The organism is Bradyrhizobium sp. Leo114 (assembly GCF_055229415.2).
In genome coordinates, this window is record NZ_JBUYEN020000025.1 from 25,376 (window position 1) to 47,052 (window position 21,677).

At 59.4% G+C, this 21,677-nt stretch carries 27 protein-coding genes and 2 pseudogenes; 17 read left to right on the forward strand and 12 right to left on the reverse strand.

What is annotated here, in order from left to right:
• The first annotated feature begins 104 nt into the window (after window positions 1–104).
• The 11 genes and pseudogenes from ACZIRK_RS27230 to ACZIRK_RS27280 all read left to right on the forward strand — a co-directional run bounded on the left by ACZIRK_RS27230 (window position 105) and on the right by ACZIRK_RS27280 (window position 7,388).
• On the forward strand, window positions 105–341 hold the full coding sequence (locus ACZIRK_RS27230; RefSeq protein ID WP_130227765.1) for a hypothetical protein: 237 nt from the start codon (window positions 105–107) through the stop codon (window positions 339–341).
• Window positions 332–526, forward strand: a pseudogene (locus ACZIRK_RS27235) (SOS response-associated peptidase); the annotation flags it as partial. The gene ACZIRK_RS27230 and the pseudogene ACZIRK_RS27235, both read left to right, overlap by 10 nt.
• Before the next feature lie 685 nt (window positions 527–1,211).
• Complete coding sequence (locus ACZIRK_RS27240; protein WP_283813287.1) at window positions 1,212–1,340, forward strand: hypothetical protein; 129 nt, start codon at window positions 1,212–1,214, stop codon at window positions 1,338–1,340.
• A 35-nt stretch (window positions 1,341–1,375) separates the two neighbouring features.
• Window positions 1,376–1,813 carry a SpoIIAA family protein gene (locus ACZIRK_RS27245; protein ID WP_463328408.1) on the forward strand — a complete coding sequence of 146 codons (438 nt, stop codon included), beginning with the start codon at window positions 1,376–1,378 and terminating at the stop codon, window positions 1,811–1,813.
• Between the two features lie 1,231 nt (window positions 1,814–3,044).
• A complete protein-coding gene (locus tag ACZIRK_RS27250; protein ID WP_130227778.1) occupies window positions 3,045–3,248 on the forward strand; it encodes a PRC-barrel domain-containing protein in 204 nt (67 codons plus the stop codon).
• A 213-nt stretch (window positions 3,249–3,461) separates the two neighbouring features.
• A complete protein-coding gene (locus tag ACZIRK_RS27255; RefSeq protein ID WP_130227761.1) occupies window positions 3,462–3,947 on the forward strand; it encodes a hypothetical protein in 486 nt (161 codons plus the stop codon).
• A gap of 1,186 nt (window positions 3,948–5,133) precedes the next feature.
• Entirely contained in the window at window positions 5,134–5,352 is a 219-nt protein-coding gene (locus ACZIRK_RS27260) for a hypothetical protein (protein ID WP_165435362.1), read from the forward strand.
• Window positions 5,353–5,502: 150 nt separating this feature from the next.
• Window positions 5,503–5,691, forward strand: a complete 189-nt coding sequence (locus tag ACZIRK_RS27265; protein ID WP_165435361.1) for a hypothetical protein — start codon at window positions 5,503–5,505, stop codon at window positions 5,689–5,691.
• Between the two features lie 155 nt (window positions 5,692–5,846).
• Window positions 5,847–6,074 carry a hypothetical protein gene (locus tag ACZIRK_RS27270; protein WP_130227760.1) on the forward strand — a complete coding sequence of 76 codons (228 nt, stop codon included), beginning with the start codon at window positions 5,847–5,849 and terminating at the stop codon, window positions 6,072–6,074.
• A 127-nt stretch (window positions 6,075–6,201) separates the two neighbouring features.
• Complete coding sequence (locus tag ACZIRK_RS27275; protein WP_130227759.1) at window positions 6,202–7,155, forward strand: hypothetical protein; 954 nt, start codon at window positions 6,202–6,204, stop codon at window positions 7,153–7,155.
• Window positions 7,152–7,388 carry a hypothetical protein gene (locus ACZIRK_RS27280; RefSeq protein WP_028169047.1) on the forward strand — a complete coding sequence of 79 codons (237 nt, stop codon included), beginning with the start codon at window positions 7,152–7,154 and terminating at the stop codon, window positions 7,386–7,388. The genes ACZIRK_RS27275 and ACZIRK_RS27280 overlap by 4 nt, the downstream gene beginning before the upstream one ends.
• A 144-nt stretch (window positions 7,389–7,532) precedes the next feature.
• Here ACZIRK_RS27280 and ACZIRK_RS27285 read toward each other — a convergent pair whose 3' ends face one another.
• The 9 genes and pseudogenes from ACZIRK_RS27285 to ACZIRK_RS27325 all read right to left on the reverse strand — a co-directional run bounded on the left by ACZIRK_RS27285 (window position 7,533) and on the right by ACZIRK_RS27325 (window position 14,173).
• Window positions 7,533–7,781 carry a type II toxin-antitoxin system HicB family antitoxin gene (locus ACZIRK_RS27285; protein ID WP_130227758.1) on the reverse strand — a complete coding sequence of 83 codons (249 nt, stop codon included), beginning with the start codon at window positions 7,779–7,781 and terminating at the stop codon, window positions 7,533–7,535.
• Entirely contained in the window at window positions 7,778–8,041 is a 264-nt protein-coding gene (locus tag ACZIRK_RS27290; protein ID WP_130227757.1) for a type II toxin-antitoxin system HicA family toxin, read from the reverse strand. Before ACZIRK_RS27290 ends, ACZIRK_RS27285 begins: the two co-directional genes overlap by 4 nt.
• Window positions 8,042–8,743: 702 nt before the next feature.
• Complete coding sequence (locus tag ACZIRK_RS27295; RefSeq protein WP_245474865.1) at window positions 8,744–8,938, reverse strand: hypothetical protein; 195 nt, start codon at window positions 8,936–8,938, stop codon at window positions 8,744–8,746.
• Window positions 8,939–8,977: 39 nt separating this feature from the next.
• A complete protein-coding gene (locus tag ACZIRK_RS27300) occupies window positions 8,978–9,235 on the reverse strand; it encodes a hypothetical protein (RefSeq protein WP_130227755.1) in 258 nt (85 codons plus the stop codon).
• A 437-nt stretch (window positions 9,236–9,672) separates the two neighbouring features.
• Entirely contained in the window at window positions 9,673–9,879 is a 207-nt protein-coding gene (locus tag ACZIRK_RS27305; RefSeq protein WP_130227754.1) for a hypothetical protein, read from the reverse strand.
• Between the two features lie 393 nt (window positions 9,880–10,272).
• A complete protein-coding gene (locus ACZIRK_RS27310) occupies window positions 10,273–10,626 on the reverse strand; it encodes a hypothetical protein (protein ID WP_463328409.1) in 354 nt (117 codons plus the stop codon).
• 236 nt (window positions 10,627–10,862) lie between these two features.
• Window positions 10,863–11,624, reverse strand: a complete 762-nt coding sequence (locus ACZIRK_RS27315; RefSeq protein ID WP_130227753.1) for an autotransporter outer membrane beta-barrel domain-containing protein — start codon at window positions 11,622–11,624, stop codon at window positions 10,863–10,865.
• Between the two features lie 645 nt (window positions 11,625–12,269).
• Window positions 12,270–12,545 (reverse strand): annotated as a pseudogene (locus tag ACZIRK_RS27320) (hypothetical protein); the annotation flags it as partial.
• A 1,115-nt stretch (window positions 12,546–13,660) separates the two neighbouring features.
• Window positions 13,661–14,173 carry a phasin family protein gene (locus ACZIRK_RS27325; protein WP_165435359.1) on the reverse strand — a complete coding sequence of 171 codons (513 nt, stop codon included), beginning with the start codon at window positions 14,171–14,173 and terminating at the stop codon, window positions 13,661–13,663.
• A gap of 382 nt (window positions 14,174–14,555) precedes the next feature.
• Here ACZIRK_RS27325 and ACZIRK_RS27330 point away from each other — a divergent pair, with 382 nt between their 5' ends.
• Window positions 14,556–15,341: a bestrophin-like domain gene (locus ACZIRK_RS27330; RefSeq protein ID WP_130227751.1), complete on the forward strand. Its 786-nt coding sequence runs from the start codon at window positions 14,556–14,558 to the stop codon at window positions 15,339–15,341.
• Between the two features lie 65 nt (window positions 15,342–15,406).
• Here ACZIRK_RS27330 and ACZIRK_RS27335 read toward each other — a convergent pair whose 3' ends face one another.
• Complete coding sequence (locus tag ACZIRK_RS27335) at window positions 15,407–15,637, reverse strand: hypothetical protein (RefSeq protein ID WP_130227750.1); 231 nt, start codon at window positions 15,635–15,637, stop codon at window positions 15,407–15,409.
• A 693-nt stretch (window positions 15,638–16,330) separates the two neighbouring features.
• On the opposite strand from ACZIRK_RS27335, the gene ACZIRK_RS27340 reads away from it, so the two are divergent.
• Both ACZIRK_RS27340 and ACZIRK_RS27345 read left to right on the forward strand, forming a co-directional pair.
• On the forward strand, window positions 16,331–16,507 hold the full coding sequence (locus tag ACZIRK_RS27340) for a hypothetical protein (RefSeq protein WP_165435358.1): 177 nt from the start codon (window positions 16,331–16,333) through the stop codon (window positions 16,505–16,507).
• A 95-nt stretch (window positions 16,508–16,602) separates the two neighbouring features.
• Window positions 16,603–16,782 carry a helix-turn-helix domain-containing protein gene (locus ACZIRK_RS27345; RefSeq protein WP_130227749.1) on the forward strand — a complete coding sequence of 60 codons (180 nt, stop codon included), beginning with the start codon at window positions 16,603–16,605 and terminating at the stop codon, window positions 16,780–16,782.
• A gap of 389 nt (window positions 16,783–17,171) precedes the next feature.
• Here ACZIRK_RS27345 and ACZIRK_RS27350 read toward each other — a convergent pair whose 3' ends face one another.
• Window positions 17,172–17,624, reverse strand: a complete 453-nt coding sequence (locus ACZIRK_RS27350; protein WP_474418536.1) for a phage terminase small subunit P27 family — start codon at window positions 17,622–17,624, stop codon at window positions 17,172–17,174.
• A 390-nt stretch (window positions 17,625–18,014) separates the two neighbouring features.
• Between ACZIRK_RS27350 and ACZIRK_RS27355 the strand changes: the two genes are divergently transcribed.
• Window positions 18,015–18,986, forward strand: coding sequence for a pentapeptide repeat-containing protein (locus tag ACZIRK_RS27355; RefSeq protein ID WP_463328411.1), 972 nt, complete (start codon window positions 18,015–18,017; stop codon window positions 18,984–18,986).
• A gap of 422 nt (window positions 18,987–19,408) precedes the next feature.
• Here ACZIRK_RS27355 and ACZIRK_RS27360 read toward each other — a convergent pair whose 3' ends face one another.
• Window positions 19,409–19,690: a hypothetical protein gene (locus tag ACZIRK_RS27360; protein ID WP_130228086.1), complete on the reverse strand. Its 282-nt coding sequence runs from the start codon at window positions 19,688–19,690 to the stop codon at window positions 19,409–19,411.
• Between the two features lie 274 nt (window positions 19,691–19,964).
• Here ACZIRK_RS27360 and ACZIRK_RS27365 point away from each other — a divergent pair, with 274 nt between their 5' ends.
• Window positions 19,965–20,384: a CopG family transcriptional regulator gene (locus tag ACZIRK_RS27365; RefSeq protein WP_130228087.1), complete on the forward strand. Its 420-nt coding sequence runs from the start codon at window positions 19,965–19,967 to the stop codon at window positions 20,382–20,384.
• 5 nt (window positions 20,385–20,389) lie between these two features.
• A complete protein-coding gene (locus tag ACZIRK_RS27370; protein WP_130228088.1) occupies window positions 20,390–21,580 on the forward strand; it encodes an extracellular catalytic domain type 1 short-chain-length polyhydroxyalkanoate depolymerase in 1,191 nt (396 codons plus the stop codon).
• The last annotated feature ends 97 nt before the right edge of the window (window positions 21,581–21,677 follow it).

A 21,677-nucleotide genomic window follows, 5' to 3' on the forward strand; every position in this document is an offset into this window, starting at 1 on the left:
ATGTCCGCAGTACCGCCGAAAGCGGAAGTGGGGCTGCGGTAGAGACCGCCTTCACGCTGACGCTGCAATCGGAGTATCCTACCGACGCAACAGGAATGACGCTGATGACCGAGACCGTCACCATTGATCGCCCGCCCGTCGCCAAGCCGGTCTCTCGACGGCAATCCGCCAAGCCCGCGACCGTCAGCGCGTCCGCACTGGCACTGCATCTCGATTGCAGCCGCACCTACATCGGCAAGCTCGAAGCCGAAGGCGTGATCCAGCGGCAAGGTGACGGCTTCCCGCTTGATCAGAGCCGCGTAGCTTACCTCCGATACTTGCGGCGCGAGCGACCGAGGTGAACGCGGCTGTGAAGCCTATTCACCCGAAAGCCATGCCGGTGATCTTGACGACCGACTTGGAGCGCGACGTCTGGATGCGCGCGCCATGGGACGAAGCCAAGGCGCTGCAGCGGCCATTGCCGGACGATGCGCTCAGGATCGTCATGCGCGGGGCCGACAAAGAGGATCGAGCGACGGCCGCATGACCGCATGCGGCGGCCCCCCGGCTACAGCGAACCCTGCCAGCCGACGAAGGTGACCCGGCCACCGTCCGGCCCATTGTGGGTCCATGAAATCAAGCACGACGGCTACCGGCTGATGGTGCAGCGCAACGGTGCATGGGTTCGGCCATCGATGCTGACCTAGATTGATCGGTCAAAGTTAATCCAGATCAATGCTGCGCTCAGTAAGGCCGCAGACGGTGATCATCCCACTACGGCCTTGGAGGTCGCCATGACCAACGCTGTACAAGCTTTTGTTCTCTGCGCAGGAGTTTTTCTGCTTTCGTTTGCCGCCATTGTTGCATTCTGGTTCGCTGAAAGGTGGCGACCTGGCAGCGGACCACAGTGGACAACCACGCCGAAGAGAAAGGACTAGCTAACCTAAGCCGTTCGCCAAATCCAGCGGCGGCTTTTAGCTCAACGAACGCATGCAGGGCGAGATCGGCGCGGCCGTGTTCGAACACACGCCTGCAAGCTCCGCCTGAGGGCATCGTCTCCAAGCACCGGGACGGGGCGGTCGTCGCACTGGCTACGTGCAAGACGGCTCGGCTAACTAACCACGCGCCAAGTTACAGCAGTCTAAGTGTGAACGGCCCCACACACGGCTACTTTTTTGGGGTCTAACGTTATCCTCCATGCAAGGAATTTATTCTAGTTAGGGAGTTCGACCATGGAAACTTCCAAACAACGCACACTCGTCTTTGCGGGTTTCGCAGTTTTGATCGCTGCAGTACTCTACCTGGCATTTGAAGGGGCGGGTGCCGATGCGCTTCTAGTAATTGCAACGTTGGTGCAGTGACATAGCGCCGACCCAAAGCGGCGTGAGGTCTAGGCTTGGAAGACGCCGCGCTGCTGGCGGTCTGGTTCTTCTTGCGCGCGGCGGAGCCACCGCTGCATGGGAGAGCTGCAATGATCCAAACAGAGCTGATCTTTGATCGTGTGCTGAAAATAACCGTGCCTGAGAAGTTGAAGGCCGGGGACTTTCGGCAGCTTGCACCGCAGATCGATTCCCTCTTGCAGCAGCAGGGCAACATAAGCTTGCTGGTTGACGCCTCGAAGTTTGGCGGCTGGGAAGATATCGCTGCGTTCGAGAAGCACATCGGCTTTGTGAAAAATCACCACCAGAAGGTGGAGCGCATAGCCGTTATCGTCGGGCATAACTGGCAGTATTGGGTCATAGGCACCATGCGGCTGTTCCTGCATCCTGAAGTGCGGACCTTTGACAAACGCGAAGAACGTGAAGCTTTAGAGTGGATCACCGGGCAAGCCTGAGCGAGCCAGCTGGCTAGAAATCACGGGTGTCTAGTTCCCAGCGGGGGGGCAATTCATTGATATTCTCGCGGCCGATCATCAAGGCAGCTACGTCGTGTTCGAGCTAAAGGTCTCGCGCGGTTATGATCGAGAAATCACAATTGATCTCAAGCCAGATCGCGCATCCCCAGCGTTCGCTTGATTGAATACGAAATCGATTTCAAGTTGCGTCCCCTCGCGCAGATGCGGCTATCGATGTGCCGACGGCGACACGCTTAAAATCCACGGCCAGCGTATTCGGCTCTGGGGCATTCGATGCGCCCGAGAGCAGCCATCTTTGCCGTGGGCGAGAACAGCCTGCAAATATCGTCAGCCGCGCCCCGCCATGACTCGGGCAGCGCCGCCAATGCCGGCTGTTAGCCACTAGCCGCATCGAAAAACGAGTCCAAGGACTGAGCCAATCGGTCCGCCATTTGCGTAGCGGTCGGCGTGGACTGCTTTTCGGGGGGCAGCGGGCCGAGAGAAATGACGGCCAGCCCAGTACAAGCGGCAAGAACGGCTATCGCAATCGCAGCGAGATATTTGATCCTCATAGCGACGGTCCCCTTTATCGTCCCATAAACTAACCGGGCACTCTCTGAAATGGTTCCGAGTGCTATCCGTGTGTCCGTTGGGCCATCGTCTAAGACCCAGCCGACCGAGTCCGGGTTCTCCGAATGGAACATCGGGTTGCAATCAAAGGATCAAGGAACGAAAGAGCCTGCTAGGCTTTAGAAAAAACATGAGACCGTCGCTCGCCGGTACTAACACGGCGCATGTCGCGGATAGCCAAAGGTCGCTAATAGAAGACCCGCTGTTCTCAAACCAGCGCTCGCGCAGATAGCCAAAAGCGGCGGTCTCCGGTTCCATTCGGAACGGCCAGCCGTGCTCGCAAGCAGGAGAGCTAGGGGGCGTAGGTCTTCGCTGCTGGGCGCATTCTTGCCCCGAACGAGGCTTCGTTATGCCCAACCGGATTGACATAGACCACAAACACAGCCGCGCCATTGTTCGAGAGATCGGCGAGAGATTGCGTGCGTCGCTGAAACCGGAGCCGGAATTGCCAGCGAGCATTAGAACGCAAATCCACCGGCTCCGCGAATTGGAAGAGCAGTCACCATCGATCATTCCGGCGGCTGAGCGCTGGGACAGGCCTCGCCGCTGAACCGCTGTGGGACAGCACAGACGGCTCGGCCGAACATGGACGAGCAATGCCATCGGTGAAACGCCGTGCGTCAAGATTTTGCGTGAGTACGGTGAGGCGCAATCCGAATTGATCGGCAAAACCGTCGTCCTTACCGATGGAAAGGCAGGCACTGTTGAGAACGTATGGCTGGATGAATTGCACGGGCTTCGGATTTCGATCAAAGGTCATGATGGACGGTGGCCGGTCTCAACCATCAAGCTCGTGGAGAATTAGACCATCGGCTGCGCGCCGCCCAGCGCGCGCCCTGCTTTCCAGATCATTCCAGAAGGCGTGAAATACGAGCGGCGCGGTGCCAGTTCCCGAGCCCCAGGGAGCATCCCCTGAGAGCGCGCGGGATTCCCCATGGAATCGCCAAGCGGCAACCCGACGGCAGGGACGAATGAAACTATTTGAACTGTCGGGCTTTGGGTTTGCGGAGGGAAGATCGTGAACAGAATCCTGAAATTCCTCACTTACCTCATCGCCGTGGTGTACTTCGTGGTGGACGTGGTCTTCATGGCCGTGGCGAAGCCGGTGTCCGACTGGATTGCCAGACACGTGATGTTGCGCAGATTGCGGGCTTGGATCAGGTCGCTACCGCCATATTCCTCGCTGGCGTTGTTTTCCGTGCCTGTGATTATCCTGGAGCCGGTTAAACCTGTGGCGGCTTACCTCGCCGCAACTGGCCAAATCCTGGGCAGCGCCGTGACATTGATTGTCGGCGAGCTTCTCAAGCTCATACTTGTGGAGCGCCTGTTCAGGCTCACGCGCGACAAGCTGATGAAGATCCCCACATTCGCGTGGGCCTATGGCAAATTCCGACAACTCAAAGCATGGCTTGAGGCCACGGAGGCCTGGAAGACCATGCGGGCATTGAGCCGGGCGGCGCGCGATTACGTCGCGCATCTCAGACCGCGCGCTTTCGCCGACTGACCGGGGACGGTTTCTAGCCATGCTGCGTGAGATATAGCCGGGAACGCGAGGCGACGAGGCGACCAAACGGCTCTGTCGCTCATGGCGCAAAGGTATCGGTGCTTGCTCACCTATCGTTCAGCTCACCGTTGGCACCGGACTCGCAAGTTCAAAGCTCATTGTCCCATGGCTTCGGTCCATCTAAATCCGGGGCGCGACGGCCGACCGTTGGATCAGTCCTGCTTTTGTGGCGACAGTCGCAATCTCGCTGACAATGACACCATCGCCCGCATCGCCTTTTCCTGGACGACGATCCAGGGGCTCGGCTTGCCGTCCACGACGGCGCCGCGGGGCAGTTCAAACGATAGCTTTCTCGCCGAGAGTTGCCGCCTCGACATATCGGCAAAGCAGCGGCAGATCGGATTGAACGAAGTGTGTCGTATCGCGCGGCTTGACGATAGCAACGAAGGCGTTGCGCTCGGGCCGCTGAACGTTGATGGCGGCTCGAGCCGCTTAGGCTTGCCGTCGACTGCTATCGTCGCAAGTGCGGCGACCCGATTTCTTGCCGCGTTGGCGCATCCGAATGGACCTTCCTAAGGTCGGGCGACGAAAAGCCCGGTGAAGCCTGCGGGCCGGTCGCGGCGCGAAGCTATGCATTTCCTCTCATTTCCCCGGCCGCTTGCACTCCACAATCGAGCAGCCTCCGCGCTCGGTCCAATTCGTTCTAATGCCGCGATAAGGTCTGACGTTGACGTCCATGTCTGGTTTCGTCCGTCACGCCAATGACTCCGGCTTGCTGCCAGGACGTTCAATAAGTTCATATATGGGGACGTGGGTGCATTCTGTCCACGATTCTAGCGCAGCTCCGCAGACCGCGCAGATCGCGTCACCCGTATGCGGCACCAAGAACTTCTCTTCAGTGCGTCTGTACTCGGCGCCGCAATCGCATTGAACAATTGTCGCCATGCCTGAAGTATGCGCTTGGAAATGTGCATTTGCTATCGGGACCGCCAACAAAATGGGGCCGCCCAGCATCTGTGGGATGCCTAGCGGTTGGTGGCCATCCTTACTTCGATGCCGATTCAAGTGACGAAAGCAGCACAATTCGTGAAGGGTCAGTGCTCCTTCCATGGTTCTCCCGACCGCCAGGGAAAATCCAGTGCTATAAGAAAGGCTGCTTTTGTTTGCGTTGGCTGAGGGCGGGGCAATGCCAATCAATCGGTTGTTGAAAGACAAGCGCACGCCGCAAGAAATCGAGCTTTTGAATATGGCCTTCAATCAAGCTCTAAACTTGCTGGGCGTGGTTGATCGTAACGACCCGTTCTGCGATATGGTCGCTCGCAAGGTTATCGAGGCCCGCGCGACAGGCATAAACGGGTCGCGAGAGATCGCGGAAATTGCTGTGCAGCGCATGGGCCTCCGGTAAGGCCGCTCGGTTCGCCTAAGCCGAACAACGCTCTGAACAAGTTGGCTAACTGAGCCAGACCGGACGCGCTTTGGCGTTTTGATTGCCGCCGGTTCTGACCCTATTGAAAAGGGGTAAAATGCCCCAGGGTCACTTCCAAGGAGCAACAACATGACCCTACAAATCCCCAAGCTAGTTTCCGTCAGGATCGACTGGCGTGCCTTCGCGATCATAGGTGCAACGATGCCGCCCCGCGATCCCGACGACGACGAGGATGAAGACGAGGACGAAGAGGAAGAAGACGACGATGAGAATCGAACCGACGATCCGCCGGTCGTGCGAGAGCCGGACGAAGGCTGATACTTTGGGATTGGCATCGGCTGAGCTTCTGAGGACGTGATCCGCGCGGCCCGCGTGTCGTGCTCTACTAAAAGCATCCGATGGCGTCCAGGATCGATCTTCTAATCTGGAGCGACCGGCCAGACGTCGAATGGAAGACGGTGCAGGAGGCCAGCATGACCCTTATATGGCTTGGTGTGCTCCTTGTTTTCGGCGGCGTGCTCCAGATGGCGTATCAGCCAATCTGGCGAGGCAGATTAAGCGGTGGAAGACGGCTTCGCTCCGGTCGCGACACGCTGGAACCGGAAAGACCGGGTAGCGGTTTCGAAATCAAATCCAGTTGGCCCGGACTCGTGCTGGTCGCGCTCGGCGGCGCTTTCTTGCTGGCCGGAGCCGCCGTCTGAGTCGAAACAACTGACCGCTAATTCACCGTCATTTGGCTGTCGGATCAGTTCGCCCGAGAGAGGATTGCCTCCCTGGCGAATTGCTTTGGTGCTATACTTTAGGCGGTTTGCACTGAGGGAGGCATCGATGTCTGGCAAATCGCGATACGGCAGCTTCGGGAGCGTTAACAGACATGACGCGACCAACATCGCGACCGAGAAATCCATCCGCGCAGCGGCAAACACCGCGGCCGCCAGTGACGTAGCCGTTCAGGCCTCGTGGGCGCAGTACGTTCAGAACCTTGTAAGCGAGCAGATCGCAGAGATCCGTGACGGCGTCATTGAGGGATTGCGCGAGGGCATCAACGAACAGGTCGGTCGCCTTCGACGCGAGTCGGATTGCAATTCAGCGAAATTGGAACGGGCGCTGGCCGATATCCGCGCGGCCAAGGCGGAAATGCGGGAAGCGATTCGAACCGAGCTTCGCGCCGAAATGCGCGCTGAGATCGCAGAGCGGACGGCGCTGATCAAGCAGCCTGCCGATGGCGTACCGGGTCCGCGCGGCGAAAAGGGCGAGCCGGGTTCGATGCCGGTGGTCGAGCCGTACATCGCAGGCCGCATCTATTATCGCGGCAACGTGGTGGCCGATCAGACCGGCAGCTATCAGGCCAAGCGCGATACCGCAAAAGCGCCTTGTCTGGAGAGCGAAGATTGGACCTGCCTGGCGCGATCCGGTGCAGACGGCAAGGATGGTTGTACAATCCGGTCCCGCGGTACCTATGATCCCGCAAAAACCTACGAACGGCTCGACATAGTTATGCTGAACGGGTCCAGCTTTGTCGCGCACCGTCACGATCCTGGGCCGTGCCCTGGCGAGCACTGGCAACTGTTCGCTTCCGCGGGCAAGCGCGGCCAGCAGGGTCAGAAGGGCGAGCGCGGTGAGCGTGGTCCCGCAGGTCCGCTCGCGATTGCACCGCGGATCACGCGTTCTGAAATCGATGCCGAGTACAATCTCCATCTCGACTACACCGACGGCTCTCACGACACCATTCCGCTTCGCCCGGCGTTCGAGCAGTTCGAGATGGAGACCGGACGAACATGAAACACGATGCAATCGAGCCTTTCCACCGCGATGACCTGAAGCGCGCCAGAGAACTAACTTATCTCCGCGCATCCGCAGAAGCCTATTTCCTCATGGGCATCAAAGGCTGGAAGTTCGACCACGATACGTTTCGCCTGACGCCGGTCCTGCTCGACGGCAGCGACGGGCCGGTCGCGGAATTGCGGGAGATGTACGCGCACTTTCTCAGAGAGCACGCGCGCAAAGGTAGTTAAGGTACACCCAGGAGCGAGATGTTGCTGCGCGAGCATTCGCGCATCGCCTGACGCGCTGGTACGGGGCAGGCCTCTGTAAGCACTGGGTCAAAGGAAAAACGGCGCACACTCCGCCCATTTGCGGGTTCAGGATCAGCTTTGAGGTCAGTAAATCGCTTTTCGGAACAGACTATCCAGCCGCGTGCTTAACGTCGGCGATGGAATCGGCCGCCCCAACTCGCTCGCCGCTTCGATCCACACCGTGATGGCGTTCTGCGCATTGGCAAAAGCCTCGGCCGGACTTTCACCGTCCGACATGCACCCGGGCAGATCCGGCACCAGCGCGATGAAGCCGCCGCCATCCACCGCTGGCAACGGGCGGATCAGCACGGGATATTCGGTCAGCTGATTCATGAAAGATGCCAAATAAGCTCGAGGAAACGGACAAGGTCAAGGAAACGTACCACACGCCGGATATGTATCGGTTTGACCGATCGTCCGGAAGGAACGGTCATGATGTGATCCAGGCGCTTACCGAATAGCCTGTAGTGCGATCCACTGCCGCGCGCAGCTTCGCACGAGACGTTATACTGTTGGCAAAGCTTCTCCACGTCCTCAATAGTCCAACCGGCTTGCGGGTTTCGCCGCATCCGGTCCAGAAGATCGTCGACCAATGGCTGCTCCCAAAGGAAGGCGGCCAGATCTAAACAAGCACTGGCGCAAAAGCCATTTTAATTGCCGGATTTTCCCGCTTTCCGTCAAGAAGCTGCTTTCGCGGTGCAGCATCAGTTTCTGAAGCGTCCGGGACGGCGCGGGCCGCTGCAACCGCTGGAGATGAAGAATCGGGCCTAACCCGCCTATTCGCAGGAGCAAGATTGATTCTGAACTTTCTGGCCGCCCATAGGCATAAATTGCACTGACGCGGCTTAGCAAAAATCGTCGTTTTCTTCGTCGCTCCAAGCTCCGGCTTGGATGGCAGATGCTGATGACGGCGGCGAGAAGGGTTTGCCCTGCGTATCCCGGAAAGGGCCTATACCACGGCGTGATCGTCGCTGGCGGCCTTGCGCGGTGATGGTGGCGTTCGTGGCCGAGCCATCGGAGAGCCGGCAATGATCCAAACAGCCCCGCCTTCCGAATCGACATAAAAACTCACCCCCCGTATTCCTGATCTTCGCTTTTCTATCTCTAAAGAACCCGATCCGCATCGTCAGTTTCAACACCGCCGAAGGCTGGTCGCGCGACGCCTCGGAGGAGATCGCCACCGAACTGAGCCAGCGCTGCGCCGAGCGCGGCGAGGTGCCACCGGCACTGGACGGCTTTCTGGCGCGGCATGGGCATCGCGTCGATATCCAGCTTTCGCTGTTATAAAGAAGGGTTCAACCAACCCTACTCGCGGACAGGGGCCAGCTTCTGCGCACGAGCCGGACCCGCTCGATGCGCCCGCATTCCTCGCAGCGATATTGAATGAGGTCCTTGCCGTCGTCGCCCGGGCTGCTCCGCTCAAGCCGCATCGTCTTCTTGCAGATGATGCAGGAGATCAGCGTGAGCAGGGGGTTGCGATCGTCATTCACGGCTTTCTCTCGACCCAGCCTGAAAGCACGAGCTGCCGTTCATAGCGACTGCGGTGTTTGCGGCTGTGATGTTTTGTATCGCCAACGCGCCGAACGACCTTTGCCTTCGCGCGCGACGATGCCGGCTTTTTCCAGCCTCCACAGACTTATGAGAAGCGAAGAGGTTTTGCCGGGTAGCGTTTCGTGAACGGACACGTCATGGCCGAGTTTCAGCATTTCCCGGACCATGGCTTCTGCTGTCATCGGCCCGTGCTCGGCTAAGATTTTGCGCATCACTATCAGCCGCGTGCTGCTCAATTCATCCTCGCGGGGTTTGACCGCCCCGGCGCCGAGGAGTCACCGGATCAGCGCCGGGGCGTCGCTACCTTTCGGCCGACCCTTCGGAGGCTCCCAGGGATCGGCGCGAGAGATCGCCCACCGAGGCAGGCACACTCGAGGCCGCCTGTCTGTGCACTATGTAACCAAAGGGGCTCAGAATTCGAGTTGGTTACGGCACAAACTGCACTGACATCCGCGCTGCAGTTGTGCTTTTCTGTTCACGCGACCTCTCGCTGATCACCCCAGCCCCCTTCTACCCCGGTCGGCCGAGAGGGAGCGCCCCGGCGTCGATCCGCTCAATGATCGCGCCGGGGCCTGCTACTTAGAGGGCTAGCGTCATGCAGGACCGTCTGTTTACCGCGCTCGTCGTCATGGCGGGCATTGCCTCGACGATCATGACAGTGATTGCGGTTCTCTCAGTTCAGTGACTTGCTGGCCGCCTCGATCGGCCGCGCGCCGAGCCGGTAGAAGGTCTGCCTGGCCGGATGCCAGGTGTCGGGATCGAGCGCATGGCACAGCGCTTGCTGCGCGCCATGGTCTTCATCTTTGAGATCGGTTTCGGCGAGGATGGCTTCGATCTCGAGCAGCTCTGCCTCGATGGCGTCACGGTTCACGGCGGTCAATCAGCGATCCTCCTCGCTCGGGTGCACCCATTATAGGGTGAGATCTGACGCTGTTCGGTGAGTTTGATCATGTGCACGGGCGGCGCGGTGTGGCCCTTCCGGCAGTGGCGACACTTCAGCGAGGCTTCCAGTTTCCAGATTGGGGTGGCTTGGTGCTCACGGGCGCAATCGTCGGTTGGGCCATTGTGCAATGAACGGCTGACCGGCGTTCAGCACATCATTTGAAGGAGCTGGGGTACAGTTGGAATCTGACCACGATCGATGCCCTAACGAACACGTATGACATAACTTTGAAGAAGCAGGGATCATCATTCCCAGACTGGCCCCGTCATCCCGCCCGGATGGCGCGGCTTTTTTTGCGTCTGGGAGAATTGGCGCTCGGCGGCGCTTCCTTCAGGCGGAGCGGCGCATCGGGATTTGCTGGACGGAAGCCGCCTCGCCGGCCGCGCGCTGCCGGACGCCATGCCCCTGCTGCGGCACGCTGACGCGCTCGCGATCATCTCCCTCGGTAATCCAGGGGGATTCCGGACGAGGCAAGCTCGTAGACGCGCGGATCCGGTAGATCACGTCACTGGCCAGAAAGCCCTCCCTCACGATGCAATCGAGCGCTTGTCGTACCTCATCCAGGTCCAGCGGTCGATGATCCAGAAAGTGCCGAGTGGCCTGAGCGTAAGTCACTATCGTCGCAATGCGTTGCGTCACGTCAGCCAAATTTTCTGATGCGGCGCCCACATGTTCAGTGTCCATTACAGTGCTCTCCATTGCATGTTCGGAGTGGAGCACAAGACCGCAAAGGTCTGTCCCACGGCTGAGTATCTAACAACTGATCTAGCCTCTCTTTCAATTTCGACCGATTCAGCGGGGGTTGTCGGCTGGTCGATGTCCGCTTCTCCCGTACTCAGCCATCGCCGAGCAAACGCGAGCCGGAACAGTAAGAAGCCCCGGACGAATGCCGGGGCTGAGTTGGCTGGAGTTCGGAAAAATCAGTAACTGGTACCAACCGGTGGGGCGGAGGCGCCCCAGTTGAAGCGGTAATTGACGCGCAACGTGACCATGTCCACGTCCTGGCTGATCCGATTGAGCGCGGCGGCAACGATGGGATTGACCACCGAGAACGAATTGTTCGCGTGGCCCATGAACAGGTGGTCGTACTCGACACCGAAAGACCAGTTCGGTGCGAAGCCGTACTCGTATCCGACACCCACGCTACCGCCCCAGCGGGTCGAATTAAAAGAGGCGAATTCAATGCCGGTAAGCGTATCGAGAATGCTGAAGCGGTTGCTCGTCACCGCCGCGCCGCCCTTGAAGTACAGCAGCGACGTGTTCCAGGCATAGCCAACCTGGCCCGTGAAAAGGCCGATGCCATCGGTTCTCGCGCGGGTCGAGAACGTCGGGTCGATGAAGCTGGCGCGCGTGCTTTCGATACTAGTCCAATCCCCTTGGGCCTCCAGGCCGAACACCCAGCCACCGCCCCACTGCCACCGATACCCGATCTGCCCACCAACCACGGCGCCGGACTGGTCATGACACCCGTCCCTGAACGCGTTACCGAAAGCGTCGACAAAATCCACGCAATTGCGGCTCTGGCCCCAGCCGGCATTGGCGCCGACGTAGAAGCCGCTCCAGTCGTAGATCACCGGAAGCGGGGGCGGTGGCGGTGCCTTGACGGCCATATCCGCGGCCAGCGCCGGAGCGGACATGCCGAGGGCAATCAACCCAACAGTGCCCAGCAAAAACTTCTTCATGTCGTTCCCCCTTTTCGGCGTCGCTCAGGATCGGCGGCCGATGAATTTAATTGCGGCGGTTGTGTCTAAGTCCCAATGCGGCCTAACGAGCATAGGTGAATTGACGCCCAAAGGCCGTGCCGCAAGCGCAACACTCGGATTTTGTTTCGAGAAGAAATGGCAGCTAAGTTGACACTATGGTTATGCAAGTCTGTGCCAACCGGCGTCTCATAAGCGCGGCGGCTTTCCAAGGCCCATCTCTTTGGTCAACCGACCGCCTGCGGAAACTTCGACCGTTCGCGGGCCATTTCGGGCGGCTGCTCGATCATTTGGTCAGCCCATCATCGTCTAAGCAATCCCCTGAAAAATCCCAGAACAAACCACGCCGCCGTCAGCGTTATCAGAACAAGACGAAGCGGCGGCTGTCACAACAGATTGAGCGCGCAGTGATCGAAGGCGGGAAGCGCTGAGAGCCTTCCGCGACAACCAACCAATGAACTAAACGACCTACAGGTGAAACAATGACGGAAGCGATCGTGCTATCCGTGCTCTATGCAGCCAGCGTGTTGCTTGGCGCACTCGCCATCATGTTTGTGTGGAAGACAATCCAAATCACAGCTCAGAGCGTCGCCGCGTGCGTGCGGGGCAATGCAGCCGTCTTCTTTAGTCGCGCGGCCGGCGGATGCAATCCAGCGGAATGCTCGCGCGGGTCTTGCAGCGGTGGCACGCGACCTCCAGCCAGCTTAAGCCGCCGTTGAGGCATTGCGTTGGCGACGGCTGCGCCGGGCCGCCGTAACCTTCCATGCGAACGGACCAGGCCTCGGCCTCGGCGCGATCGGCGGCCTTGACCGCTTTGATCGCCTCCTCGCGGGCGTGCTTAGCGCGGAGGGCGGCGCCCATGATCTGGCCGCCCCAAATGACCTCGCGTGACTTCGTACCCATGCCGGCAATTACAGCGAGTCACGGCGCGCGATTCAATCCACTAGGACTAGCGTCGGTCGGTTGGTCGAGCCCAATGCCTCGGTCAATGGTGCTGCTGCTGGTCGACAAAAAAAGAGCCCCCGGCTTCCATCGGGGGCTCCGCAGGGGTCGTCTTCAGTAGGCGCCAAATGTGAAAAGGGCATCTCCACATTCAGCACGAGCAAGTGTGCCATGCCGAGGCCTGAGATCAAATAACTGGGTTAGGGTGTGGCGGCGATGGGGCTGGTGATCGCGCTTCGCCATGTCGTGGCGGTAGGGCCCCACCGAGGCGGCTCTTAACCTAGGTGGTTGATGGTGCCGGTTGGCATGGGGGACCCTTAGGCGCGCTGGTGAGCTGGGCGCGCCTACTTGCTGGCAAACAAATGGGACCAGATGAACTCGAAAAATTCGGAAGGTGCCATTCAGATGTTGGTTTGGGCCATCGAGGAGATTGCGAAGACTGGCAACAAAAAGGCCGAGCACCACGCGCGTCTGGCGTTGAAACACCTTCGGCCATCAGACGACGAACGCTCGACATCTAGTCGAGGTGCTTGACGCGGCGCTGGTCGCGTTCGCGTCGGCCGCTTCGCGTCCCTCAGCTTCGATATGACCTACGCGCTACCGCCAGAACACAGCAAACGCGGCCATCATGACCGCCGCCACACAGGCGAGCCCGACAATATAGGGCATGTCGCGTTTCTCGCGCGGCGTCATGCTCATTTCCTCTCGTTGTCTTAACCCGAACCAGCGCTTGCTCATCCGTTTCCGTCGATAGGCTAGAGCGCTGCCCGGGCGCGACTTTCGGGGGGAGCACGCCGGAGCTGCGCTCCTCTTCTGCCGATTATGGGCAAGGTAGATGATCGGCCAGAGGGTACGCCACTGAGCCAAGCGCCGCTTGGGCGGGAAGTCTGTGCACTTGTGCACCGGACGGCTTCGATTCGATTCCGCACCTGCGAATGTTTCGGTGCGCTGATGGTCTTATCCATAAAAAAAGAGAGCCCCTGTTGGGGTCCATCACCAAACGTGCAAGTCGAGATGTGCGGCGGCCGATGTGTCCGCTCGCGCGCGCCCCCTTGCCGCAGCGTGCGGCTTTGCTGTCATCGTCCCGGCAGAACAGTGAACTCTCGGGACGCGTCGATTCTCCAAAACGGATATGCAGCCATTTCTCTCGAATACTTCCCGATCATGTCGATCCGCCTGCTTGTAAATTCTGCAATGAGCGCGAAAAACTCGAGTGGTGACCTAATCGTCGCAAGCCTCTGGCTGAATTCAAAAGCAAATTGCGTGTTGGCATGTGCCATTTCCAGAAACTTCGCATGATAAGCCTGCATGTTTCGCGCCGCTAAAGAAACATCAAACCCTTCCTTTGGATTGTTATCCCTCGTCATCTGACTGATGGCTAAGTCAGCCACTCGATTGTCAAGGATGGGAGCCGCTTGTTTTGAATTGTCATGAACCTCACGAGGCGGTTCGGTCGAGCCTGCGGCGACAGCGTGCAAAGGGTTGCTTTTCGGGCTTCTAACAACAGTTTGCTTGTTCAGTTGGGCCCGCGCAGCTATTTTCCTGTCGCGGGCGCGCTTTAACGCTATGGCTGGTTTACGCTTACTCATCTGACGCTCCAAAGGAATGGTAGGTCGACCAAGACGGTCCTTTCTGAAAAGAACAACTGGCCTTGCGATGTAGCGTTCCAAACGCGCTTATGGGACGTTTGCGGATTTTAGGTAGCAACCGAGCGAACGAACGTCGTGCTAGAGAGGTCCTAAAAAAGGTGCTCATCCGCACAAGTGGCACAGCCGCCACTCGTTCTGCTTCCTACAGGATAGCGCTTTTAGTTGCAGCGACTACGCGGGTCTTTTCGAGCGGGACTTCCTTCGGAGCGAGGGAATGAGAAAACACCCATCGCTTCGAGCCACGAGCGCGAGTAGCCCGGAGAATAGGGAACGATCAGCTCCGTCGGTTATAGAGTCGGCGAAACAGCAGCTGGAAGCCGGCATGAACAATCCGCTGATCGTGGGGGTCGTCGCCTTTGCCGTAATCTTGGCCGGGGCATTTGCCGGCTGGAAGGTCAGAGACTACCTGCCAAATGATCACCTGACAGAGGAGACCAAGAGCCTCGTCACCCTATCGATGACCGTGGTTGCCACGATTTCGGCACTGGTGCTTGGACTTTTGATCTCGAACGCCAACACATCGTTCAATCGGCTCGCAGGAGAAGTAACCACCTTGTCAGCAGAAATCCTTCGGCTCGATCATATACTGCGAAGATACGGCACGGAGACAGACCCCGCTCGGAGAACGCTACGTCAGTATGCCGAACAGAAGGCTGCCGACCTGTTCCCCGAAGATGGAAACGTACGCCTCGGCAAGCCGTCGACCTACGAACTCCTCCAGCGCGTCGAGGACATGCTGCTTGCGTTGAAACCATCAAACGCCCGCGACAAATGGTGGCTGGATCAGGCGATGACGCTTGCGGGCAAGATCGGTGACGTTCGCTGGTTGCTCGCCCAGCAGTTGGGCGAAGGTACTCCCAGGGCCTTCGTCGCTCTCCTGATATTCTGGCTGACCTTGCTATTTGCCAGTTTTGGCCTGTTCGCGCCTCGCAATTGGACTTCCGCCGTCATTCTAACCTTGGCTGCGCTAGCCGTAGCTGGCGCTGTTGCAATGTTCCTCGAACTGGAGCAGGGCTTAGGGAGCATCATCCGCATCTCCCCGGGGCCGATGCATGAGGCCGTAAAAATCTTACAAGCCGGACAATTCCAGGCCGCTCCCCAGCCCTAGTTCAAGACCGCCCAACTTCCGCAAGCGATGGCAGAGTTCGGCTGGGGGACCGTTGACGTGACGCCTTACTGGGCTGCTTTGTCTGGCGGATTAACAAGTTCCCAGTGAATTTCGCGGCCTGTTTCGTTGAGGACCGAAATTAAAAGGCCTGCTTCGTTGTTGAAGCGTCGTTGCCGAAGCCGCGCGGCCAAGTCCCTGCAGTGTTGGATGGCTTCATCGTCCGACGTGAACCGCACTTCGAACCGGGCAAGGTCGGAAACAGCGCCTTTCACATCAAAGTAAAATGTTTTTAGCAAAAACCTCTCCGGTCTTGTAATTTGCCGGTTTCCAAGCATCCCCGCTCATTCTTTCGCTCGGCTCCACGCCCTATCTCATCGGGCTCGCTGGTTTGGCGGCGGCCCTGATCGTCGGGCTGGCCATGTTCTGGCGATAGCGTGCAGCCCCGAGCCGAGCGAAAGAATGATCGCGCGTCTCGCGTGGCGTCATCAGTTCCCTAGTGTCTTTTTGGCCAAAAGAAAGCCCTCGGAAGAACGACATCTCTTCGGGGGCAGCTGCAATCAGTCTTCAGGTAGTAAGGGGCGATGAAAGAGAAACGGGAATATCTCCTCCTTGGAGGGGGTGCCATGCCGACCGGTGATAACTTAGGTTAAGGCAGGCGGAGTTTGACCGCCCCGGCGCCGAGGAGCCGCCGGTTTGCGCCGGGGCCTCGCTTCCTCTCGGTTGACCCTTGGGAGGCCCTGGTGATCAACGTGAGATCGCCCGCCGAGACGGCGGCACACTCAATGCCAGGCGGCAGTGCACTATGTACCCAAGGACTCAGGAAATCGACTGCGCCGCGCGGCTGAAAAGCCGAGGCGGCGTCACAATGAAGCGGACTTTAGCGCGCGCGGAATAGGCAGCGGCTCTGCCGTACATGCCCGTGAGGCAGTGGCATCCGGCAAAAATCTCTGGTCTAATGCAAACACTGTGCTTCAAGTGAGGCGGTGACCATGGCTGAAACCACCAAGCTCTCGGTTGAGAAAGCGCTCGAAAAACTGCGCGGTACCGAGCCGCCGAAATCGAAAAACGAGCGGCTAGATGAGAAGATCAGCGAGCTTGACGAGGATATAAAGCGCATGAAAGCACAGAGGCTGCGTTTGGACCGGCATCAAGGCCGTCGGGATTAACGATTGTTGTCCGCGCCGACATCTTCGCGACGTGCGCCAGGAATCGAGCGTGTTTTAGAATTGAGCGCGCGCGAAAAGAGGCTTTTGAGGCGCGCTTGGCCAAAGGAATGACGGATCGCGCAATCGCAGCGCAAATCGGCGGCACCGAACGGCAGATCAATGAGCAACGCCAAAGGCTCGTCAACAAACTCGGAACTCAATCGCAAGCGCAGCTTGTCGCGGCGGCGATCGAACGGGTACCTTGGGCTTCAAGGGCGAAACCGCATCACACCTGACACAGCCACCCATGCCCCGTGGACCCAGCTGCGCGTCTTTCATGGGTGTCGGAAGGGCCTGCTTCTGAACGCACCATATTCAAGCCTTTCCTCGAACTTCGGCGGCATCGTCGAGCATGCGGGAACGCCTCGTCCTCGCGGCTAGACATCCGCTGGTCCGTTACTGGCCATGGCGATCGGGAATTTCTGGTCGAATGCTGGAAGCAGTGTTAGCCGAAACGACAGCAGATGTTGAGCCCGCAAGGCTCCGCCCGAGAGCTATCTCTTGACGGTGATCATGGAGGCGGCTGCGAGGGCGCTGCCGTCAATCTCCGTCCGCTCTTCGAGCAGTCCAGGTGCGAGCGCGATGGATAAGCCCAGCGAGCCCGGCAGCTCGATCCCCGACAGTTTCAGCCGAGCAGTCCATCGAATTTCGACGGCGGTGGCGGCGGCGTAATGCCGCTAAGCCGTAGCCGCCCGGACGGCGTCAAGCCGAACTGAGCGCCGATGCGCTGCATATCGTTCATCGCTTGGCTCGCGATGCGCAGCAGCGGGTTCGTGACCTGACTGCCAGCGCTGCCCGTGATCGTCAGCGCATGGCCACGCTCATCCTCCTTCGCCATTCGCTGGATCGCCTCCTCGGCCTGTCTGAACTGGGCGGCGGCGGTGCAGTAGGCGGCAAGCGGGCCGACGTCGAGGATGGTAAGTAAACCGAGTCGAAACAATTCGGGCGCCAGCTGATGCCACGTTTCCCTTGCGTAGCCGTTCAGATGCTCGGGCGGTGGAGGGCATTCGTCGGCGCGCGCAGGCTCCGGCGGAACGCGGACGGGGCGCTTCGAACGGTTACCCTTGAGCAGGCGCAAATGCGGACCTTGAGGCGGCGGACCGGGCATAAAATTTCTCCGTGAATTCGTGATGACGGACAGACTACCACGGTTAGCGTCGCGCGGAGATCGCAATCAGGCCGAGCCGAGTCCGCTTATGAGGTCACAGCGGACGTCGCTGCTCGCTTCAAATGATTCCGATTCTGACCCATAGCAGTCCTTCACACGCCAAGTCACGAACTCGCGCAGACATGCCATGACCGCGCAGGTTTGACCCGGAGCAGACCCTCTTTGATATGGCAGTTGCTGTCGCGCGCTGCGCCGCGAGACGCAAGACGCATCTTTTGCGATGATCGATTGCGCGAGCTTATTGGGGAGCAGTCGCCGAGACGTCGACGGGCCCATACAACTGGCTAAGAAGGAGATCTCATGGCGAACGACGACCACATCGCTCGGCTGAAGAATGGGGTGGATGCCTGGAACGCCTGGCGTGACGAGAACCCGGACATCCGTCCGGACCTGTATCAGGCGAACCTCCGTGGGGCGAACCTCAGCGGGGCGAACCTTAACGAGGCGAACCTCGGTGGAGCGAACCTCAGCGAGGCGGACTTCATCCGGGCGAGCCTCTTCAGGGCGAACCTCTGTGGGGCGGACCTCAGTGGGGCGGACCTCGGCGAGGTGAATTGCGCTTGGGCGATCCTCATCGGGGCGAACCTCGTCAGGGCAAACCTCAGCAGGGCAACCTTCATGGACGCGAACCTCTGCTTGGCGAAGCTCGGTGGGGCGAACCTCATCGAGGCGAACCTCCGAGGAGCGATCCTCCGCGATGCAGTCCTCAGCGGGGCGGACCTCAGCCGGGCGGTCCTCGAGGCTGCCACTCTGGTGAACGCGGACCTTACGGGCGCTGACCTCAGCGGCTCTCGCGTCCATGGTGTATCCGCGTGGTGTCTGAAACTGGACGGCAGGACCAAGCAGCAGAACTTAGTCATCACAGACGACCGCGAACCCGCGATCACCGTGGACAATATCGAGGTCGCGAAGTTCGTCTACCTGATGCTTCATAACCAGAAAATCCGTGACGTGATCGACACCATCACTTCCAAGGCGGTGCTGGTCCTGGGTCGCTTCACGACTGAGCGCAAGCCAGTCCTCGACGCCATACGTGAGGAACTGCGCAGGCGTGACTACCTTCCGATCCTCTTCGACTTCGCCGTTCCAGCCACGCGGGACATTACCGAGACCGTCTCACTGTTGGCTCGCATGACCCGTTTCATCATTGCCGACCTAACTGACCCGAGCAGCATTCCTAAGGAGTTGGAAGCCATAGTTCCTAGCCTTGCTGTGCCGGTTCAGCTGCTCGAAGGTTCGTCTCGGCCCTATGCGATGTTCAAGGACTATTAAAAGTATGAATGGGTTCTTCCGGTCTACCGATACGAGGGGCTTGAACCACTGCTCGCAACGCTCGCGGAGAGGGTCATCGCTCCTGCGGAAGGAAAGGTGAAAGCTTTGGAAGAGCGGCGCATGATCGAGGCGGAATTGACCAAGCCTCAATAGCGCTGTCGCAAAGAGTAGCGACGAGTCCAATCAGCGGCTTCATCTTCACTTCTTTTTTGCCTTGGGCTTTGCTTTCGTGGGCGGTGGAGCCGCGGCCTCTCGTGCGAGCCGCTCGGCTTTCAGACGCTCGCGGTTCTTCGCAAATGCTCTTTGCGCGATCTCGTACTCGCTCATTGCCGTTGCCGCGTCTACTTGGCGAAACGCCTTGCGCGCTTCCCGCTCGGCCCTGGTGATTTGCTTCGGTAGTTCAATTCCGCCCGGTGCCTTCGTCATTTTTTTGCCTTCGGCCGATCGACGCGCGCCTCTCTGAATTCTTCAGGTCCCTTCAGCAGCCGGCTTTTGCGGCTGGCCCGATCATCAGCACTCGCCGCACCGTCAGGCAGGTTGTCGATTACGTTGGCAGCCAATTCCTTGGCTCGCGTCGCGTTTAGCTGTGCTGGCTTTACCCCCGCCGCCAGCCCCAGTTCTACCAGCCGGTGGAGAGCGTCGGAGCGGGTAGCATCGTTGGCGGTCGCCCAGGCGTCCACCTGAGCCAGCAGCGGTGCGGGCAACGTTGTTGCGGGCGGATCCCGTTCGGTAGAGGGCGCATCCCTTTCGGTGAACTGTTTTCATTGGAATCTCACGCGCGGAGCCGCGATTAGTTCCGTGGTCCGGGGTGTAATCCGGCGGCAATTGTGCCTGCCGAGCCTCGCGCCGACATATTGACCCCTGCCGGAGGCACGCTTCCGCACGTCCTCGTCAGGGGGCGGATCGTCATCACCCTTGAAATGATGGCAGGGACATCCATTTACCATCCATCCAGATGGTGAATGGAAGGTGATAACGATGACTAGTAATATCCGGGAACTCCGACCCAGGCCGCCTGAAACAGAAAAAATCACGATCAATCTTGGTTATGTCGACCTTGGTCATGTCGATCTCATGGTTCAGGACGGGTTCTACTCGAACCGCACCGATTTCATCCGAACGGCGATCCGTAACCAGCTCGAACGTCACGCCGACGTCGTAAAACAGTCAACGGCCCGAAAAAGCCTGGACCTCGGTCTGCGGAACTACAGCCGCGAGGATCTCGAAGCCGTGCAGCGCGCCGGCGAGATGCTGCACATCAATGTTCTGGGGCTTGCCAGCATCTCCCAGGACGTCACGCCCGAGCTTGCGCGCGCCACCATTGCCTCAGTCTCCGTGCTAGGCGCATTGCACGCCAGTCCGGCGGTCAAGGCCGCGCTCGCCGACAGGACACGGTGAACGCGATGCTGAACCAGGACATCATTCGGGAGGCGACACGCCTCACGCGCGCGGGCCAACTCGTCGAGGCCACCGCGCTCCTGCAGCGCATGCTTCGCGGGGATGGCGCGCCGGACGCGCCATCGCGCACCGGCGGCCGCATCGCTCTTGCCGCGCCGCTCATTATTGATGCGGAGGCCAATGTTATTGAGGAGACGGATCGTCAGCCGCAACCAGAGCCAGTCGCATCCGCACAACCGCGCATGCGCCGGACGTTGCTGGATCGGAAAAAGGGGCGCTCCGGGATCGGACTGCGAGGTGTTAAGCGCGCCCCGCTGTCCACACCGGACATCGTGCCGGAGGGCGCTCGGTTCATCGAAGGCACCTACAGCAGTCGCGCGGGAAGCCGCGCCTACAGGCTTTTCATCCCGAGCAGTTATCAGGAGCGGCCGCTTCCTTTGGTCGTCATGCTTCACGGCTGTACCCAGTCGCCGGATGATTTCGCCGCCGGCACGAGGATGAACTTTATCGCCGAGGAACAAGGTTGCTTCGTGGCCTATCCTGCTCAGCCCAGGCAGGCAAACCAGGCGAAATGCTGGAACTGGTTTCGCACAGCCGACCAGCAGCGAGGCAGAGGTGAACCCTCGCTTATCGCGGGCGTCACTCGCCAAATCATGGATGATTATTTGGTTGATCGAAGGCGCGTCTACGTTGGTGGGCTGTCAGCCGGAGCGGCCGCCGCGGCCATCATGGGAGAAACGTACAACGATCTGTACGCGGCAATCGGAATACATTCTGGCCTCGCGTGCGGGGTTGCTACGGATCTTCCCTCCGCGCTTCTCGCGATGCGACAGGGCGGGTCCGATCACAAGATAATTTCAGGTGACCGCACACCTGTCCCGACCATTGTTTTTCACGGCGATCACGACACGACCGTGCATCCAAACAACGGCGATCAAATTCTTGAGCAGTCTGTGAGAGGGACGAGCACGCAAAAGAAGGTGCAGCGCGGGCAAGTACCCGGAGGGCATGCCTATACCCGAACGATCCTGAGTGATGCGAGTGGACGCGGGATGTTGGAGCACTGGAATATCCACGGAGCCGGACATGCATGGTCCGGAGGCAGCCCTGTGGGCACCTACACCGACCCGCGAGGACCGGACGCAACAAGGGAAATGCTTCGTTTTTTCCTCGAGCATTCGCTCCCAGAGAACTAGGGCACGCGTTTTGTTCGGCAGCATGGTTTGATGGCGGTCCATTCATAATCGCTGACGGAGCTTGAATCATGTTTCGGGCAGCGCCATCGACCCGCGC

Coding starts and splice junctions, on each gene's coding strand:
- ACZIRK_RS27230 (WP_130227765.1), top strand. CDS start 105: ATGACCGAGACCGTCACCATTGATCGCCCGCCCGTCGCCAAGCCGGTC.
- ACZIRK_RS27240 (WP_283813287.1), top strand. CDS start 1,212: ATGGAAACTTCCAAACAACGCACACTCGTCTTTGCGGGTTTCGCAGTT.
- ACZIRK_RS27260 (WP_165435362.1), top strand. CDS start 5,134: ATGCCAATCAATCGGTTGTTGAAAGACAAGCGCACGCCGCAAGAAATC.
- ACZIRK_RS27265 (WP_165435361.1), top strand. CDS start 5,503: ATGACCCTACAAATCCCCAAGCTAGTTTCCGTCAGGATCGACTGGCGT.
- ACZIRK_RS27270 (WP_130227760.1), top strand. CDS start 5,847: ATGACCCTTATATGGCTTGGTGTGCTCCTTGTTTTCGGCGGCGTGCTC.
- ACZIRK_RS27275 (WP_130227759.1), top strand. CDS start 6,202: ATGTCTGGCAAATCGCGATACGGCAGCTTCGGGAGCGTTAACAGACAT.
- ACZIRK_RS27280 (WP_028169047.1), top strand. CDS start 7,152: ATGAAACACGATGCAATCGAGCCTTTCCACCGCGATGACCTGAAGCGC.
- ACZIRK_RS27285 (WP_130227758.1), bottom strand. CDS start 7,781: ATGAATCAGCTGACCGAATATCCCGTGCTGATCCGCCCGTTGCCAGCG.
- ACZIRK_RS27310 (WP_463328409.1), bottom strand. CDS start 10,626: ATGGACACTGAACATGTGGGCGCCGCATCAGAAAATTTGGCTGACGTG.
- ACZIRK_RS27315 (WP_130227753.1), bottom strand. CDS start 11,624: ATGAAGAAGTTTTTGCTGGGCACTGTTGGGTTGATTGCCCTCGGCATG.
- ACZIRK_RS27325 (WP_165435359.1), bottom strand. CDS start 14,173: ATGAGTAAGCGTAAACCAGCCATAGCGTTAAAGCGCGCCCGCGACAGG.
- ACZIRK_RS27330 (WP_130227751.1), top strand. CDS start 14,556: ATGAACAATCCGCTGATCGTGGGGGTCGTCGCCTTTGCCGTAATCTTG.
- ACZIRK_RS27340 (WP_165435358.1), top strand. CDS start 16,331: ATGGCTGAAACCACCAAGCTCTCGGTTGAGAAAGCGCTCGAAAAACTG.
- ACZIRK_RS27355 (WP_463328411.1), top strand. CDS start 18,015: ATGGCGAACGACGACCACATCGCTCGGCTGAAGAATGGGGTGGATGCC.
- ACZIRK_RS27365 (WP_130228087.1), top strand. CDS start 19,965: ATGACTAGTAATATCCGGGAACTCCGACCCAGGCCGCCTGAAACAGAA.
- ACZIRK_RS27370 (WP_130228088.1), top strand. CDS start 20,390: ATGCTGAACCAGGACATCATTCGGGAGGCGACACGCCTCACGCGCGCG.